This is a genomic window from Vicingus serpentipes (assembly GCF_007993035.1).
In the GTDB taxonomy this organism is placed as follows: Bacteria; Bacteroidota; Bacteroidia; order Flavobacteriales_E; family Vicingaceae; genus Vicingus; species Vicingus serpentipes.
This window is the reverse complement of sequence record NZ_VOOS01000002.1, coordinates 181,024-196,787: the sequence shown is the minus strand read 5'-3', so window position 1 is coordinate 196,787 and position 15,764 is coordinate 181,024. Positions and strand designations below refer to the sequence as shown.

The 15,764-nt window shown below is 30.5% G+C and carries 17 protein-coding genes; 7 read left to right on the top strand and 10 right to left on the bottom strand.

What is annotated here, in order from left to right; genetic code table 11:
• Position 1: 1 nt before the first annotated feature.
• The 6 genes from FRY74_RS04850 to FRY74_RS04825 are packed head-to-tail and all read right to left on the bottom strand — an operon-like array spanning position 2 to position 4,009.
• Complete coding sequence (locus tag FRY74_RS04850; RefSeq protein ID WP_147099181.1) at positions 2 to 460, bottom strand: periplasmic heavy metal sensor; 459 nt, start codon at positions 458 to 460, stop codon at positions 2 to 4.
• A complete protein-coding gene (locus tag FRY74_RS04845) occupies positions 453 to 734 on the bottom strand; it encodes a hypothetical protein (RefSeq protein ID WP_147099179.1) in 282 nt (93 codons plus the stop codon). The genes FRY74_RS04850 and FRY74_RS04845 overlap by 8 nt, the downstream gene beginning before the upstream one ends.
• A 14-nt stretch (positions 735 to 748) precedes the next feature.
• Positions 749 to 1,279 carry an RNA polymerase sigma factor gene (locus FRY74_RS04840; RefSeq protein ID WP_147099177.1) on the bottom strand — a complete coding sequence of 177 codons (531 nt, stop codon included), beginning with the start codon at positions 1,277 to 1,279 and terminating at the stop codon, positions 749 to 751.
• The gene (locus tag FRY74_RS04835; RefSeq protein ID WP_147099175.1) at positions 1,279 to 2,532 is read right to left on the bottom strand and encodes a Y-family DNA polymerase; all 1,254 of its coding nucleotides are present in this window, start codon (positions 2,530 to 2,532) and stop codon (positions 1,279 to 1,281) included. The genes FRY74_RS04840 and FRY74_RS04835 overlap by 1 nt, the downstream gene beginning before the upstream one ends.
• Positions 2,532 to 2,957, bottom strand: coding sequence for a LexA family protein (locus FRY74_RS04830; protein WP_147099769.1), 426 nt, complete (start codon positions 2,955 to 2,957; stop codon positions 2,532 to 2,534). The genes FRY74_RS04835 and FRY74_RS04830 overlap by 1 nt, the downstream gene beginning before the upstream one ends.
• A 14-nt stretch (positions 2,958 to 2,971) precedes the next feature.
• Entirely contained in the window at positions 2,972 to 4,009 is a 1,038-nt protein-coding gene (locus FRY74_RS04825; RefSeq protein WP_147099174.1) for a PA0069 family radical SAM protein, read from the bottom strand.
• Positions 4,010 to 4,100: 91 nt separating this feature from the next.
• On the opposite strand from FRY74_RS04825, the gene FRY74_RS04820 reads away from it, so the two are divergent.
• The 6 genes from FRY74_RS04820 (at position 4,101) to FRY74_RS04795 (ending at position 11,607) form a co-directional block, all read left to right on the top strand.
• Positions 4,101 to 4,895 (top strand): XRE family transcriptional regulator, encoded by a 795-nt coding sequence (locus FRY74_RS04820; RefSeq protein WP_147099172.1) that lies wholly within the window; start codon positions 4,101 to 4,103, stop codon positions 4,893 to 4,895.
• 102 nt (positions 4,896 to 4,997) lie between these two features.
• Positions 4,998 to 6,854: a DNA topoisomerase IV subunit B gene (locus FRY74_RS04815; RefSeq protein WP_147099170.1), complete on the top strand. Its 1,857-nt coding sequence runs from the start codon at positions 4,998 to 5,000 to the stop codon at positions 6,852 to 6,854.
• A 17-nt stretch (positions 6,855 to 6,871) separates the two neighbouring features.
• Entirely contained in the window at positions 6,872 to 9,652 is a 2,781-nt protein-coding gene (locus tag FRY74_RS04810; RefSeq protein ID WP_147099168.1) for a DNA gyrase/topoisomerase IV subunit A, read from the top strand.
• Entirely contained in the window at positions 9,652 to 10,281 is a 630-nt protein-coding gene (locus FRY74_RS04805) for a rhomboid family intramembrane serine protease (protein ID WP_147099166.1), read from the top strand. Before FRY74_RS04810 ends, FRY74_RS04805 begins: the two co-directional genes overlap by 1 nt.
• Complete coding sequence (locus FRY74_RS04800) at positions 10,281 to 10,763, top strand: D-glycero-alpha-D-manno-heptose-1,7-bisphosphate 7-phosphatase (RefSeq protein ID WP_147099164.1); 483 nt, start codon at positions 10,281 to 10,283, stop codon at positions 10,761 to 10,763. The genes FRY74_RS04805 and FRY74_RS04800 overlap by 1 nt, the downstream gene beginning before the upstream one ends.
• A 1-nt stretch (position 10,764) precedes the next feature.
• On the top strand, positions 10,765 to 11,607 hold the full coding sequence (locus FRY74_RS04795; RefSeq protein WP_147099162.1) for an aminotransferase class IV: 843 nt from the start codon (positions 10,765 to 10,767) through the stop codon (positions 11,605 to 11,607).
• Here the strand turns inward: FRY74_RS04795 and FRY74_RS04790 are convergent.
• Positions 11,604 to 12,371 carry a hypothetical protein gene (locus FRY74_RS04790; protein WP_147099160.1) on the bottom strand — a complete coding sequence of 256 codons (768 nt, stop codon included), beginning with the start codon at positions 12,369 to 12,371 and terminating at the stop codon, positions 11,604 to 11,606. The genes FRY74_RS04795 and FRY74_RS04790 overlap by 4 nt on opposite strands.
• Before the next feature lie 6 nt (positions 12,372 to 12,377).
• On the bottom strand, positions 12,378 to 12,971 hold the full coding sequence (locus FRY74_RS04785) for a YqgE/AlgH family protein (RefSeq protein ID WP_147099158.1): 594 nt from the start codon (positions 12,969 to 12,971) through the stop codon (positions 12,378 to 12,380).
• 97 nt (positions 12,972 to 13,068) lie between these two features.
• On the opposite strand from FRY74_RS04785, the gene pdxH reads away from it, so the two are divergent.
• Positions 13,069 to 13,719 carry a pyridoxamine 5'-phosphate oxidase gene (gene pdxH / locus FRY74_RS04780; RefSeq protein ID WP_147099156.1) on the top strand — a complete coding sequence of 217 codons (651 nt, stop codon included), beginning with the start codon at positions 13,069 to 13,071 and terminating at the stop codon, positions 13,717 to 13,719.
• On the opposite strand, the gene FRY74_RS04775 is transcribed toward pdxH, so the two are convergent.
• Together FRY74_RS04775 and FRY74_RS04770 are read right to left on the bottom strand one after the other, a co-directional pair.
• Positions 13,716 to 15,203 (bottom strand): hypothetical protein, encoded by a 1,488-nt coding sequence (locus FRY74_RS04775; RefSeq protein ID WP_147099155.1) that lies wholly within the window; start codon positions 15,201 to 15,203, stop codon positions 13,716 to 13,718. The genes pdxH and FRY74_RS04775 overlap by 4 nt on opposite strands.
• The gene (locus FRY74_RS04770; RefSeq protein ID WP_147099153.1) at positions 15,203 to 15,763 is read right to left on the bottom strand and encodes an NUDIX domain-containing protein; all 561 of its coding nucleotides are present in this window, start codon (positions 15,761 to 15,763) and stop codon (positions 15,203 to 15,205) included. Before FRY74_RS04770 ends, FRY74_RS04775 begins: the two co-directional genes overlap by 1 nt.
• Between the last annotated feature and the right edge of the window lies 1 nt (position 15,764).

Genomic DNA, 15,764 nt, shown 5'->3' with positions numbered 1-15,764 from the left:
TTTACCTTTTAGGTGGCATTTTTTGAGGGGAGAATATCCTAGCTAATTCATTTGTTAATTCATTATAATCTTTTATTTGGTCTGGCTTGCAAAGTTTTTTAATATCCAAAAAATGATTGTAATGTATTTCTTCAAAATTCTTTTGAATGATATTTATTTTTGCTATTAATTCATCTCTTTTGTCTTGATTATTAGAAGAAAGAGAATGGTAAAGACTTTCTTTTGCAACTCTCATTTCTTCTTCCTTGCTTCTAATTGTTTCTCTATGTACAGAAATTAATTCTTCGTACGCTTCGATCTGGCTAGCATCAAAGTGTAATTTCTCTATTACTATCTGTTTTGGCCCTCCCATATTATGTGGTGGGCGAGGCGAATGACCAAGAGTTAAAACAAGTATTAGCGCAATGTTTAATGCAGCTAATGTTACAACTGAAATGATTAATAATTTAGACTTATTCATTGTACAATTGATTTGTAGTGTTAATATCAAAAGCTTCAACTAATTCATTTTGATTAGTAGTTCTCTTTTGTTTTAATTGATTTCGAACTATAAATGCATTACTTGAAATTAATAGAAGTAGCACAACGCTAGCAGCCATTAACTTACTCATCGAAATAGAGTTGTTTTTTTCCTCTTTAATTCTAGTTTCAATTTTAGAAAATAGAGTAGCAGATGACTCAACTTTTTGTATGTTTTTTAGTTCTTCAAACATTTCGTTTTCTTCTGTGTTCATAGGTTTAGACGATATTAATTGTTGTATCCTTCGCTTTGTTTAATTTTTTCTTTTAAATTATTTTTTGCTCTAGACAATAAAGATTCGACTGCTTTTACAGACAAGTCCATAACTTCAGCAATTTCTTTTTGTGATAACTCATCAATTATTTTTAAGATTAGAGCTGTTTTTTGATTATCAGGTAATTCGTTTATTAGTTTGAGTAACTTTTCTGTAGCTTCTCGGTTTTCTAGTATTATTCCTGGATGGTTAAAATCGCTATAAGAGTAACTTTCGCTATTGTCGTAAATAGGAATTATAAATCCGAATCTTTTTTTTCTTTTTTTGGCTTTTAAAAAATCTAAACAATGGTTTACAGTAATTCTGTAAATCCATGTTTTTAGAGAGGAGTTACTCTTAAATTCTTCTTGTTTTTTGAATATAGTCACAAAAACATCTTGAGTTACTTCTTCGGCATCCTCAATGTTTTGTAAATAGTTAAGACATAAGTTATAAACTAATCCATTATGCTCGTCGTATATTTCTTCTATGGATAGATTAAGCATTATTTAATGGTTATTATTTCACTCAACTTAGTGGTGTATCTAGGCGACAAGTGTTCTTGTTTCATTTTCCATGTTCGTCCTAAGCCTTGACTAGCTATTTTTATTTTTTGTTGGCCAAAATCATTGTTTAATTTGTCAATAATAAGCATTAATTTTTCGTGTTTTGGATTTGAATTTTGAAAAATCATAAGCTGCTTTTCATGTTGAGGGGTTATTTTTGTTGCTATTACTCCAGCTTTTTTATAGTGATAGTTATCTCTATAAATATGTTTTAATCCTTTAATAGCTAGTTTTGAAATTTCGATACTTGAGTTTGTAGGGAATGGAAGTTGAATTACTATATTTTTATTGTATTGAGGTAAGTTTTTATTGCTATTTGTTCTTAAAAAGATAATTAAAGCGTTACAGTTTGATTTTTGTTTTCGTAGCTTTTCAGCACAGGATACAGCAAAAGTTGAGATACGTTCTTTTATATCATTATAGTTTGTGTAATCTTTTTCAAAAGATCGAGTAGTTGCTATTGATTTTTTGTCTGCGACAACTTCTATCTCAAGGGTTGGTATACCTTCTAAATCTTTTTTTAATTTTAATTCTACTATTGATAGATTTTTTTTAACCCAAGTATCGCTTAATTGAGTAAAATCAAAAGCATTATTAACACCTTTGTATTTGAGTTTTTTTGATAACTGACTTCCTATTCCCCAAACATCTTCGATGGGAAGCCATTTTAACGCTTTTATTCGTTTAAGCTCATTGTCAATTAAATATACATTGTTAGTTTTTTGATTAAATTTTTTAGCTATTTTGTTAGCAACCTTAGCAAGAGCTTTCGTTTTTGCAAAACCAATACTTACAGGTATACCTGTGGACATTGAAACGGTCTCATGAATTTTTTTTCCATAACTATCAAAATCAATATAGTTACATCCTTCAAATTTTAAAAATGCTTCATCAATACTATATATTTCTATTTCAGGAGAGAATGAGGTAAGAATATTCATTACTCTTGAGCTCATATCTCCATAAAGGGCATAATTTGATGAGAAAACATGGATATTGTTTTTTTTAAAAAAATGTTCAAATTCAAAAGCAAGAGCTCCCATTGGGATACCAAGTTTTTTAGCTTCGTTGCTCCTGGCTATTACACATCCATCATTATTTGATAGTACAACAATGGGTTTGTTTTTTAAACTTGGATTAAATACACGCTCGCATGAAGCGTAGAAGTTATTACAATCCACTAAAGCATACATTATACAGATTTAATTATGTAGGTAACAATTCCCCAAATCGTGAAATCGTTATCGGTATCAATTTTTTGGGGTTTATACATTTTATTTGCGGGAATAAGCCAGCAACAATCTTTTTCTAATTTTATTTTTTTGACAGTAAACTCGCCATCAATATAACAAACTGCTATACAGCCACTTTTAGGGCTTAAACTTTTATCAATTACTAATAAGTCTCCATCATTAATTCCTGCATCTATCATAGAAACACCTTTAACACGACCAAAAAATGTAGCTGGTTGATTTTTAATAAGTTCCTTATTTAAGTCAATAGAAATATCCATGAAGTCTTGAGCTGGAGAAGGAAAACCAGCACTAATACCATCATCTATATAGGGAATTTTAATGCTTTTAGATGAAGTTGAATTTTTGTAAATATGATTAATCATTAAATTTTCCATATTTAAAAAAGCTTTAACTGGTCATTAGGTCTACTAAAAAGAGTTAAATCATACTCTGGAAAAGAGCTTTCTTTTAAATGTTTGTTTACGGCTATTTTAAACATGTTTTTAATCATAATAGCTGTTTCGCCATGCAGTTTTAGTCTGTTTTTTCCTTTACTATATAAATTCCCTCCATTAATTTCTTTTATTTGGTTTAACACTTTGCTTGCTTTGTTTGGAAATGTTTTTTGTATCCAGTCTTCAAAAATTTCAGCAATTTCGCCATTTAAGCGAACTGTAGTGTGCCCAATAGATATAGCGCCTAGTTTAGCTACTTTTTCAACAATAGTTGGTATCTCATGACTATTAAGCCCTGGTATTATAGGAGCAACCATAACGCCTGTCGGAATATTGTTTGCAGCTAATAATTCAAGTGTTTCTAGTTTTTTCTCAACTGTTGCTGTTCTTGGTTCTAAAACACTTCTTAGTTTATTGTCAAGAGAAGTGATGCTTAATGCAACATGAACTAAATTAAGTTTTGCTAATTCTACCAAAATATCAATATCTCTTTGTATGAGTGCTTTTTTAGTTAAAATACTTATAGGGTGTTTGTATTTTAAGCAAACCTTTAAAAGTTCTCTTGTTATTTGTAGTTTTCTTTCAATAGGTTGGTAGCAATCTGTATTTCCAGAAAGCATAATTGGGCTAACTACCCAATTCTTATTGTTAAATTGATTTGCTAATAATTTAGGAGCGTCTGGTTTGTATATAATCTTTCGTTCAAAATCTATACCTGCTCCATAACCCCAGTATTGGTGGCTTTCTCTTGCGTAGCAATATATACAACCATGTTCACATCCTTGATAGGGATTCATTGAGTATTGAAAAGGAACATTTGGACTATAAACTTTATTTACAATTTTTTTAGGATTTTCTTTAATGTATTCTGTCTTGGTTTCTTCTAAAAAAGGAACGTCTATTCCCTCAATATGTTCGTTAACATATTGTTGCTTAAAATATCGGTTGTTTACTTTTATCTGACTTCCGCGACCTTTCATGAGTTTAAAATATATTTTGTAATATTAACTATTATATTTAGATTTGCTAACTACAAATGTTAGTTTGTTGAAATTTTAATTAATAATAGGTATGAAAAGTATAGCGAATAATTTACGTCACTTACGATCAATAAAAAACTTAACTCAAGAGCAATTATCTAAAGAGTTAGATGTTTCAAAAGCAAGAATAGGTTCTTATGAAGAAGGTCGTTCAGAGCCACCAATAGCAATGCTAATTTTATTTTCAGATTATTATAAAATTCCAATAGACGCATTGGTTAAAAATGATTTAACACTTTCTGACGATGATTCATTTATTGATATTGGTAACCACCGTGTATTGTTTCCTATTCGAGTAGATGAACATGGTGATAATGTAATAGAGGTTGTTACTCAAGAGGCATCAGCAGGTTATTTAACAGGTTATTCAGACTCTGAATATGTTGCTAATATGCCGATTATGAGTTTAAATTTTTTACCAACAGGAAAACATAGAGCCTTTCCAATAAAAGGCGATTCAATGCATCCTTGGGTAAAAGATGGAGATGTAGTTATAGGAGAATATGTAGAACATCCTAAAATGGTTAGAAATAATTGTTGTTATATTATTTTAACAAAAGATGATGGATTAGTTTATAAGCGAGTTTATACTAACAAATTAGATGAAGGATATTTGGTTCTATCTTCTGATAATAAGTTGTATAAACCTTATCAAGTACATCTTTCAGAGGTTTTGGAGATTTGGGAATTCAAATTGAATTTATGTATTGGACAATATGAAGAGGATGAATTAAATCCTGTAAGTATTTTAAATTTAATGAGAAGTGTAGGTATAGAATTAAAAGAATTAAAAGATAGAGTAAATAAGATAGAAAAAGTGAATTAAAATGTTGATAAACTCCTTGAAAACCTTTCGTTTAAAGCGAAAAAACCTAGCTAAATATTAATAATTTTAAGGGTTGAAAATTAATATCACTTTGGATAAAATATGACTGAAGAACCAAATTACACCGAGGATAATATACGTTCGTTAGATTGGAAAGAGCATATTAGGCTTAGACCAGGTATGTATATTGGAAAGTTAGGAGATGGTGGAGCGTATGATGATGGTATTTATATCATGTTGAAAGAAGTTGTCGATAACTGTATCGATGAGTTTGTGATGGGGCATGGAAAAACCATTGATATTTCTATAAAAGATAAGCAAGTACGAGTTAGAGATTATGGTAGAGGTATTCCTTTAGGTAAAATGATTGACGCCGTAAGTAAAATGAATACGGGGGGGAAGTATGATTCTAAAGCTTTTAAGAAGTCTGTAGGGTTAAATGGAGTTGGTACAAAGGCGGTAAACGCATTATCATCATACTTTAAAGTAGAAGCCATAAGAGATGGTAAAACTAAAAAAGCAGAATTTGAAAGAGGAAATTTAGTTACAGAGCATGATATAGAAGAAACCACTTCAAGAAAAGGAACGAAAGTGACTTTTTTACCAGATGAAGAGATTTTTAAAAATTATCAATTTAGAAGTCAATACATAGAAAAGTTACTTTGGAATTATGCTTTTCTAAATACAGGATTAACCATAAACTTTAATGGAGAGAAGATTTTTTCTGAAGAAGGGTTAAAAGATTTAATAAAACAAAACTTATCCAACGAACCTGTATATCCTATAATTCATTTAAAAGGAGAAGATATTGAGGTTGCTATTACACATACCCAATCATACGGAGAAGAGTATCATTCATTTGTAAATGGGCAGTTTACTCCACAAGGAGGAACGCACCAAGGTGAATTTAGAGCAGCTTACGTAAAGACAATCAGAGAGTTTTTTGGTAAAGATTATGAGGCTAGTGATGTTCGTTCAGGTATAGTTGGTGGAATAAGTGTAAAAGTAATGGAACCCGTTTTTGAATCGCAAACAAAAACAAAATTAGGTTCTACAGAGGTTGGACCTGATGGACCATCAATGCGAGCTTTTATTACTGATTTCTTAAAGAGAGAATTAGATAACTTTTTACATAAAAATCCTGATACGGCTGATGCATTGCAGCGTAGAATAATGCAATCTGAGCGTGAACGTAAGGATATGGCTGGAATTAAAAAACTAGCAAAAAAAAGAGCTAAAGAGGTTTCGTTGCACAATAAAAAGTTGCGTGATTGTAGAGTTCATTTAAACGATGATAAAGACAATGATAATAAACCTGCAACTACTTTATTTATAACAGAGGGAGATTCAGCTTCGGGTTCTATAACAAAATCAAGAAACGTAAATACACAAGCAGTTTTTAGTTTAAAGGGTAAGCCATTAAACTCTTATGGCTTAACAAAGAAAATTGTTTATGAAAACGAAGAATTTAATTTATTGCAAGCAGCTTTAAATATAGAAGAAAGCATAGAGGATTTACGTTACAATAATATCGTAATTGCTACTGATGCCGATGTGGATGGTATGCATATTCGATTGTTGCTTATTACATTCTTTTTGCAGTTTTTTCCAGATGTAATTAAAAACGGGCATTTGTTTGTTTTAGAAACACCTTTATTTAGAGTGAGAGATAAGCAACAAACATTTTATTGTTACTCAGATACTGAAAAGAAAGAAGCAATTGAAAGCTTAAAAGGAAAGCCTGAGATAACTCGATTTAAAGGTCTTGGTGAAATTTCTCCTAATGAGTTTAAATATTTTATTGGAGAGGATATTCGTTTAAGCCCAGTTTTAATTGGACAAGATACGCCAATTCCAAAACTATTAGAGTTTTACATGGGTAAAAATACTCCTGACAGACAAGAGTTTATTATCGAAAATTTAAAAGTAGAAAAAGATTTAGTTGAGGAATCAATTTAAAATAACTATTAGCTAAAATGGCTGAAAACGAAGAAGATAATATAGAAAGAGACGAAGAATTTGAGCAACCAATAGAAGGGGAGCAGCTTGAGAACGTAATTCAAGTTTCGGGCATGTACCAAGAGTGGTTTTTAGATTATGCTTCGTATGTAATTTTAGAACGTGCTGTTCCACATTTACATGATGGTTTAAAACCAGTACAACGTAGAATTTTACATTCTATGAAAGAAATGGATGATGGTCGTTATAATAAAGTGGCGAACATCATTGGTAATACAATGAAGTATCACCCACATGGAGATGCTTCTATTGGTGATGCTTTGGTTCAATTAGGTCAAAAAGATTTATTAATAGATTGTCAAGGTAACTGGGGTAATATATTCACAGGTGATAGAGCAGCGGCGCCTAGATATATTGAAGCTAGATTAACTAAATTTGGTTTAGAGGTAGTTTTTAACCCTAAAACAACTACTTGGTTATCATCTTATGATGGAAGAAATAAAGAGCCAGAAACGTTGCCAGTTAAATTTCCACTTTTATTAGCTCAAGGTGTTGAAGGTATTGCAGTAGGATTGGCTTGTAAAATATTACCACATAATTTTAATGAGTTAATTGATGGTTCTATAGCGATTCTTAAAGGTAAAAAAGTAAATATATATCCCGACTTTATAACAGGAGGTATGGCTGATTTTTCAGCTTACAACGACGGGTTAAGAGGTGGAAGAGTAAAGGTTAGAGCTAGAATAGTTCAAGAAGACAAGAAAACATTAAAAGTAACAGAATTGCCTTTTGGATCAACAACAGATAAGTTGATTGATTCTATTTTAAAAGCAAATAGCAAAGGAAAAATAAAGCTTAAAAAAGTTGAAGACAATACTTCTGATGAAGTAGAGATATTAATTCACCTTCAACCTGGAGAATCACCAGATAAAATGATAGATGCATTATATGCGTTTACAGATTGTGAAGTATCGATATCGCCAAACTCTGGTGTAATTGAAGATGATAAGCCTAAGTTTATTGGCGTAAATGAAATGTTGAGACTTTCAACACATCAAACTGTAGACTTGTTAAAGTTAGAACTTGAGATAAAACTAGCTGAACTTCATGAACAATGGCATTTTTCTTCACTTGAAAAGATTTTTATTGAGAATAAAATATATGTAAAACTTCATGGTTTAGGCTATGAAGAAGCAATAGAATTAACTCACGAATTACTAAAACCTTACATCAAACATTTATTAAAAGAGGTTTCAGATGATGATGTGAAACGTTTGCTTGAAATTAAAATGCGTAGAATCACAAAACATGATTCTGATAAAGCTGAGGATAAGTTATTGAGTCTTGAAGATGAGATAAAACAAGTTAAATATGACTTGGAGCACTTGGTTGATTTCGCAATTAATTATTTTAAAGAAATAAAACGTAAATATGGCGAAGGGCGTGAGCGCAAAACTGAAATTCGTTCTTTTGAAAATATTGATGCAGCGAAAGTTGCTGTAAGTAATGTGAAGCTTTACGTTAATAAAGAAGAAGGTTTTGCAGGCTTTAATTTAAAGCGTGGAGAGGGAGATTTAGTTTGCGATTGTTCTGACATTGATGATATTATTGTGATTCGTGAAGATGGAAATATGATTGTATCTAGAATTTCTCAAAAAGCATTTTTTGGGAAAGGTATTATCCATATTGGAGTATGGAAAAAAGGTGATAAACGAACAATTTATAACCTAATTTATCAAGATGGAAAAGCGGGCGATTCTATGATGAAACGTTTTGCTGTGACCTCTATAACTCGAGATAAAGAATATCCACTAACAAAAGGGACTCCTAATTCAAAGGTACTATGGTTTTCAGCTAATCCTAACGGAGAGGCTGAAACAGTATTAGTTAAATTAAAACCAAAAGCAAATGTTCGTAAACTGAAATTTGAAATTGATTTCTCTGAATTAGCAATAAAAGGTAGAGCAGCAGGAGGGAATAGGGTTACAAAATATGGAATTGCTAAAATTGAACTTAAAGAAAAAGGAGTTTCAACACTTTCAGCACGTAAAATATGGTTTGACGATACTGTTCAGCGATTAAATTCTGATGGAAGAGGTGAATTTTTAGGTGATTTTAAAGCAGAAGACAAGATATTAACCATAATGCAAAGTGGTGATTATCAGTTAACCGGATTCGATTTGTTTACCAAATTCGAAGAGGATATGATTGTGTTGGAGAAATGGAATCCAGAAAAACCTGTTTCAGCTATTTATTTTGATGGAGAGAAACAGCAATATAATGTTAAACGATTTTTAATTGAACCTACAGACAAGAAGACATCATTTATTTCTGAGCATGAGGATTCATACCTAGAGGTAGTTTCTACTGATTGGCTTCCTCAAATACAAATTAATTATTCTAAAGTTAAGGGGGTTGAAAAAGATCCAGATACAATTAATTTAGAAGAGTTTATTGCTATAAAAGGTTTAAAAGCTATAGGAAATAGATTAACTACAAACAAGGTTAAAAATATTGATTTATTAGAACCCTTACCTTACGAAGAACCTTTAAAAAACGAAGAAGTTGAAGAGGATGAGTCTGAAATTGAAGAAGCTACAGCTGAATCTATAGAAGAAGTTGAAGAAATAGTTCAAAATGAGGATGAAGAAACTGAAGAAGATGAAGAAGTTATTGAAATAAAAGAAATATCACCTAAAGAGGACGACAAGAAAATAGATTTATCTCCAAAACAAAAAACAAAATCTAAACCAATTAAGGATGTAGACGATGATGATGTTCAAATGAAGCTATTTTAATGAGTGTAACATTAATTATAATTGTAGTTACTGTTGGTTTGTCGTTAATGGCTAACAATAATAGTGAGTTATATGCTAAAATGTTGTTCAATCCCTATCAAGTTATTCATCGTAAAGAATGGCACAGGATAATAACACATGCATTTGTTCATGATAAAGGAAATATTTTCCATCTAATTTTTAACATGTATGTATTATACTCTTTTGGTAGCGTAGTTGAATCCTTTTTAGAACAAACGGTAGGAAGTTTAGCTTCGTTATTATATCTATTTATCTACTTTGGAGGAGTTATAGCAGCAACTGTACCTTCTATTATTAAACATAAAGATGATTATGGGTATAATTCAGTTGGGGCATCAGGTGCTGTTTCTGCAATATTATTTTCAGCAATAGCATTTATGCCTTTACAAGGAGGTATAGGTATAATTTTCATTCCAATAAGTTTACCTCCTATAGTCTTTGGTGTGTTATATATCGCTTACGAAATGTATATGGATAAACGTGGCGGTACTAATGTCGCTCATGATGCACATATTGGTGGTGCTGCCTTTGGATTTTTATTTACTTTATTGTTTATTCCTAATGTCCTATCTAATTTTTTTAATCAACTATTAGCTTACTTTAATTAATGAGAAAAGTAGTTTTTTTAGATAGAGATGGTGTAATTAACATTGAGCGAGGAGAATATACTTTTGAGATTGAAGATTTTAAACCTGTAGAAGGTTTGTTTGAAGCTTTAAAAGTATTAAAAGAAAAAGGCTTTGAGTTTATTGTAATTACTAATCAGGGAGGTATTTCTAAAGGTATATATAACCATAATGATGTAATTAACGTACACTGTTGTATGCAACAATGGTTTAAAGATGCGAATATCTCTCTTTTGGACATCTATTATTGTCCTCATCATTCTTTTGTAGAAAAATGTATTTGTCGTAAACCAGATTCTTTAATGCTTGAAAAAGCTATTGCAAAATATAATGTTAATATTGAAAAATCATATTTTATAGGTGATAGTAGAAGAGATGAATTGGCAGGACAAAAAGTTGGATTAAAAACAATTAGAGTAACTGCAAACGAAAATCTAAATAATTATATTAACCAAATAAACTAATTTGAAAAACGAAAGCTATATTAATTATAATGGGAAGCTTTTTGCTAGCGATGAGCAAATATTTTCTATTAATAATAGAGCTTTTAAATATGGTGATGCTTTATTCGAAACAATAAGGGTTGTTAATGGTAAATTATGCTTTGTGGAAGATCATTTCAAAAGATTAAAGCAAGGTGTAGAATTATTGAAAATGAAATCTTCAAATATTTCTTTTAATGATGTTAAAGTTCAAATTGAAGAGTTGTTGGTTAAAAACAATATTAAAGAAGGTGGAAGAGTTAGGTTAACTGTTTTTAGAGATGCTGAAGGTTTTTATCAACCAATTAATGAAAAAAAGGCCTATGTAATAGAGGCTAAATCAATTGATAATAATTATTTTGAATTAAACGTTAATGGATTAAAGGTTGATATTTATAGCGAACAAAAAAGGAGTACATCTAAGTTATCAAACATCAAAACAACGAATAGTCTTCAGCAAATATTAGCTGGAATTTATTGTAAAGAAAATGAATTAGATGAATGTTTAATGCTAAACAAGCATGGAAGAATTGCTGAAGCAATGAGTTCTAACGTCTTTTTATACAAGAATAATAATATTTATACTTCATCACTTGAAGAAGGTTGTATTGATGGAGTGATGCGTAAGCAAATTTTAAAAATTGCTGCAAAAATGAATATTAATATTTTTGAAGGAATGGTGAATGGCAGTATGCTATTACAAGCTGATGAATTATTTTTAACAAATGCAGTTAAAGGAATTCAATGGGTTGAATCTTTTAAAGAAAAGCAATACACAAACGAAACTATTCAATTATTAATTAATGAGCTAAACCAGTCAGTTTAGTCTTTTCTTTCAATTAACATTCTTGCAGAAAAGAAAGGCAGAACTCCAGAAGTAAAATCATGTCTGCTAGTTCTAATGTTGTTCCAAACAATAGGCATAATACCAGCATTAATAGAATATTTAGTCTTAATTACAAATTTAAACCCAACTCCTCCAGTTAAAATATTGTAGTTTGTAAAATACATTCCATCAATTAAAAAATAGATATTTTTTGAAAGCTGATTTTGAAATCCAGCATTAATTACATGAAAGAAAAATTCATGTTCTTCATTAATCATTTCTACATTGCTATTTATATAATAAATACCTGTACCAATTGTTAAATTATTTTGATGGTCTCCAATTGTTGCTTGGCAACTAGTGCCAGCAAACAAAACTGTAGTGTCTTTTATGCCAGATGTTAAGTCTCCCAATGAAGCTGTAATTGATATATTAACTGTTTCATTCCTTTTTAAATTTTGCTTAATTGAACCTACTAAGCTGCTAAAAGCTGACATATTTAGACTTAAGGTAGTGTTACTTGTCAATCCATAACTTACTTTAAAAAATAAAATGTCATTACTGGCTAACCTAAAATCTCTTTTTGATAATGTAAAAGCAGTGGGAGTGGTAAAGTAGCTTGTGTAATCGGGGTTTGGTTTGTTGAAAATGGCACTATTAACTTCATTTTTAGTAGATTCCGTAGATTCTAATACATAATCATCTTGTGCAAAACTATATGAAATAATGAAGGAGAATAATACGAGGATAAATCCTTTCAACATTAGTATTTAATTTAAACTTGGGTCAACAGGAAAATTTGAGAGTAAAGCATGTTTATTCCCCATTTTTTTGAGTGTAGTCTGCCACAACTGTTTATTGTTTAAATCTTTAATTGTTAAATCATTAGCGTCAGTAATAATCCATGATTCGTGTTTTACCTCATTGTTTAATTGTAAATAATCCCAACCAGAATAGCCCAAAAAGAATTTTACTTCATGTGGGAAGATTTCATTGTTTTGAATCATGAATTTTAACTGATCAAAATTACCTGTCCACCATAAATTATCAGTAATTTTTTGACTGCCTTGAATGTATTTTCCTTGAGAATGAATGTAAAATAAATTATCAGGACTTACAGGTCCACCCATAAATACAGGAGCTTCAAATTTTGGAAAATCGGCAATAACATCATTAACTGTTAATTCTAATGATTGATTTAAAATAAAACCGAAACAATTTTCTTTATTGTATTCAGTAAGAAGAACAACAGATCGTTTAAAATATGGATCAACCATAAAAGGCTCGGCTAAAAGCAATCTGCCTTTTTTTAATTTAAGCTTATTTAATGATGAAATGGTATAATCAAAAGGGTTAATATCCATAATTGTAGCATTTAGTAATAAATTTAATTAAAATTAGAATAGCATTGAAAAATACTTTCAATTAATTAGCTTTGTTTATTGATTTTACTTGTTTCTTATGGAAGATTTACAGAATTATTTAAACAGTATAAGAAGAGATTTTGCGGATAAATCTTTAACAGAAAGTTCTGCTAATAAAAATCCTTTTTTACAATTTGAAACTTGGTTTGAAGAAGCAGTAAATTCTCAAATATTAGATCCTTACGCCATGTCTATTTCTACAGTAGATGAAACTGGGCAACCATCAACACGAATTGTATATTTAAGATTTATAAGTGAAGAAGGATTAGTTTTTTATACCAATTACACTAGTCATAAAGGGAATGATATTTCAACTAATAATAAGATAGCTGTTAATTTCTTTTGGGGTGAATTGGAAAGACAAATTCGAGTGGAAGGAGTTGTAACAAAAGTTAACGAAGAAATGTCGGATGCTTATTTTGAAAAAAGACCAAGGGAAAGTCAATTGGGAGCATGGGCATCTGATCAAAGTACTGAGATTAAAAATAGAGAAGAATTAGAAGAACGATTGAATTATTTTGCCGATAAATTTAAAGATCAAGTAATTCCTCGTCCACCACACTGGGGAGGCTATATTGTTGTTCCTCATAAATTTGAGTACTGGCAAGGTCGTCCAAGCCGATTACATGACAGGCTGATATATACTAAAAAAAATAACGATTGGAAAATTACGAGGGTAGCACCTTAAGTTATGCTTTGTATTCTTTCGGAGTAAACGCTTTTTATTTTATTTGCTAAACTCAATAATCCTATTAATAAAATTGAGAGAATAGGTAAGGTATATCTTTCTTCAATTCCACGTTGAAAATAGCACAAGTAAAACACATAAATAAAAGTTGCTATATATAATGTGTTTTCGAGTGGTGAATTTCTTTTAAACCATATTAAATTAGCAAGTAAAGCAAGGAAACATAACCCATGCAGGCTAAAAAATAAAAATCTAAAAAACTCCATTATTAAATTACCTCTAAATGTACTTTGAAATATACTCATGGATAAATTAGAGTGAAAAGCCATGACCTTAAATACTTTTAGTGGAGAGATAATGTGATATTGAAACCAAAACTCACTTTTAAATTCTCTAGTAAGTTCCTTAAATTCATTAACTACAATTTCTTCTTCGACAATTTTAAACTTAGGCATAGGTAACCCTTTTTCATAATAAGGCTTTTGAATTAATATTGCTTTTTGATAATCTTTAAACACTTTTGTAAGACGATCTTTACCAAAATGATCAATTACATACTTAGGAAATGCATCTAAAATTTTATTGATGTGATTAATTGAAACATCTCCTTTTATAGCTGCTTGCCAGAATGGTAATGAATAGGAGTGATAATCAGCACCTTCAACACCCCATGATTCGTTAAAATCCCAAAAAGCTGATGATGGTGAGCGATAAAGTGAATTATTGTCTTGTTGGAAAATAGGGTTTAACCCAACATACTCTCCAGTAATTGTGTAATTTCTAATTTGCCAAATCACCATAAAACTTGAGGCAATTGCTCCGAAAACAATGGCTTTTTTAAACCAATGAGCATAACTATAATAAACAAAAACAGGAAGTAATAAACCAAACACACCAAGTACTGGTCGAACAATAAATAAATAAGCAAAAACTAAAGCTGCTAAACCAAACAAAAAGTTTTGTTGTTTTTTATATCGAGCTACGTTGGCATAAACTAGGAAATAAATATAAAATATTAGCAGGGCAGGAGTAATGCCTTCTGAAAGCGTATAATATAAAAAACCCATAGCAAAAGGAGTAATACCATAAATTACAGCAACCATCAACGCAATTTTTTCATTATTCAAAAGGTACATGCATATTTTAAACAAGCAGAAGACTGATAGAGCGAATAAAAGCACTTGGAAAATCTTTAGCAGTAATAAGGCATGATTTTCACTAAGTAATAAGCAGCTGTAGTAAAATATTCCGTAACCTGGTGGACGCTGAAAATAGCTAACATTTCCAGGTATGTTTTCTTTCCAAACGCCAGTTTTGTAGTAATTTTTAGCTGGACTTAAGTAACTCCAATCATCACTTGTTATAACAGTTTCGCCTTCTTGTAATCGATTTTCAGAAAGTGAATTAATATTTAATTCATTAAAGAAAAAAGCACTTATTAACGATACTAAAACAATTAACCATATTGGTTTTATCCAACCCATTAAATTTGTCTGTTATCAATTAGTATCTTTGTTTTAAGTATTCCTGCAACACTTAAGCTATCTGTAATTTCTCCATTCATTACCATTTCATAAGCTTCATTTATGTGAAGCTTTTTTAAGCTCAACACTTCATCTTCATCTGGCTCTGGTTCAAAATATTCAAGATCTTTGACAATATAGATAATTCCAACCTCATCACTTACTGAATTGCTTAAATGCATATCCAACAACTTTCTCCAGCTGTTAGCTTTAATACCTAATTCTTCTAGCAATTCGCGTTTAGCAGATTCAATTGGGTCAACATTATGTTTGCCGCCACCTTCACAAATTTCCCAACTAAATTTGTTTAACGGAAAGCGATGTTGCCCCACTAGCCAGGTGTTATTGTTTTCATCTAAAGGAATAATACCGATGGCAATATTTTTAAAATGAACCACTCCATAAATTCCGTTATTGCCAGCAGCATTTAATACTTTATGCTCGGTAACTTTTATCCAAGCATTGTCATACTCAACATTGCTGCTTATTGTTTTCCAAGGATTTTTTTTAGAATCACTCATA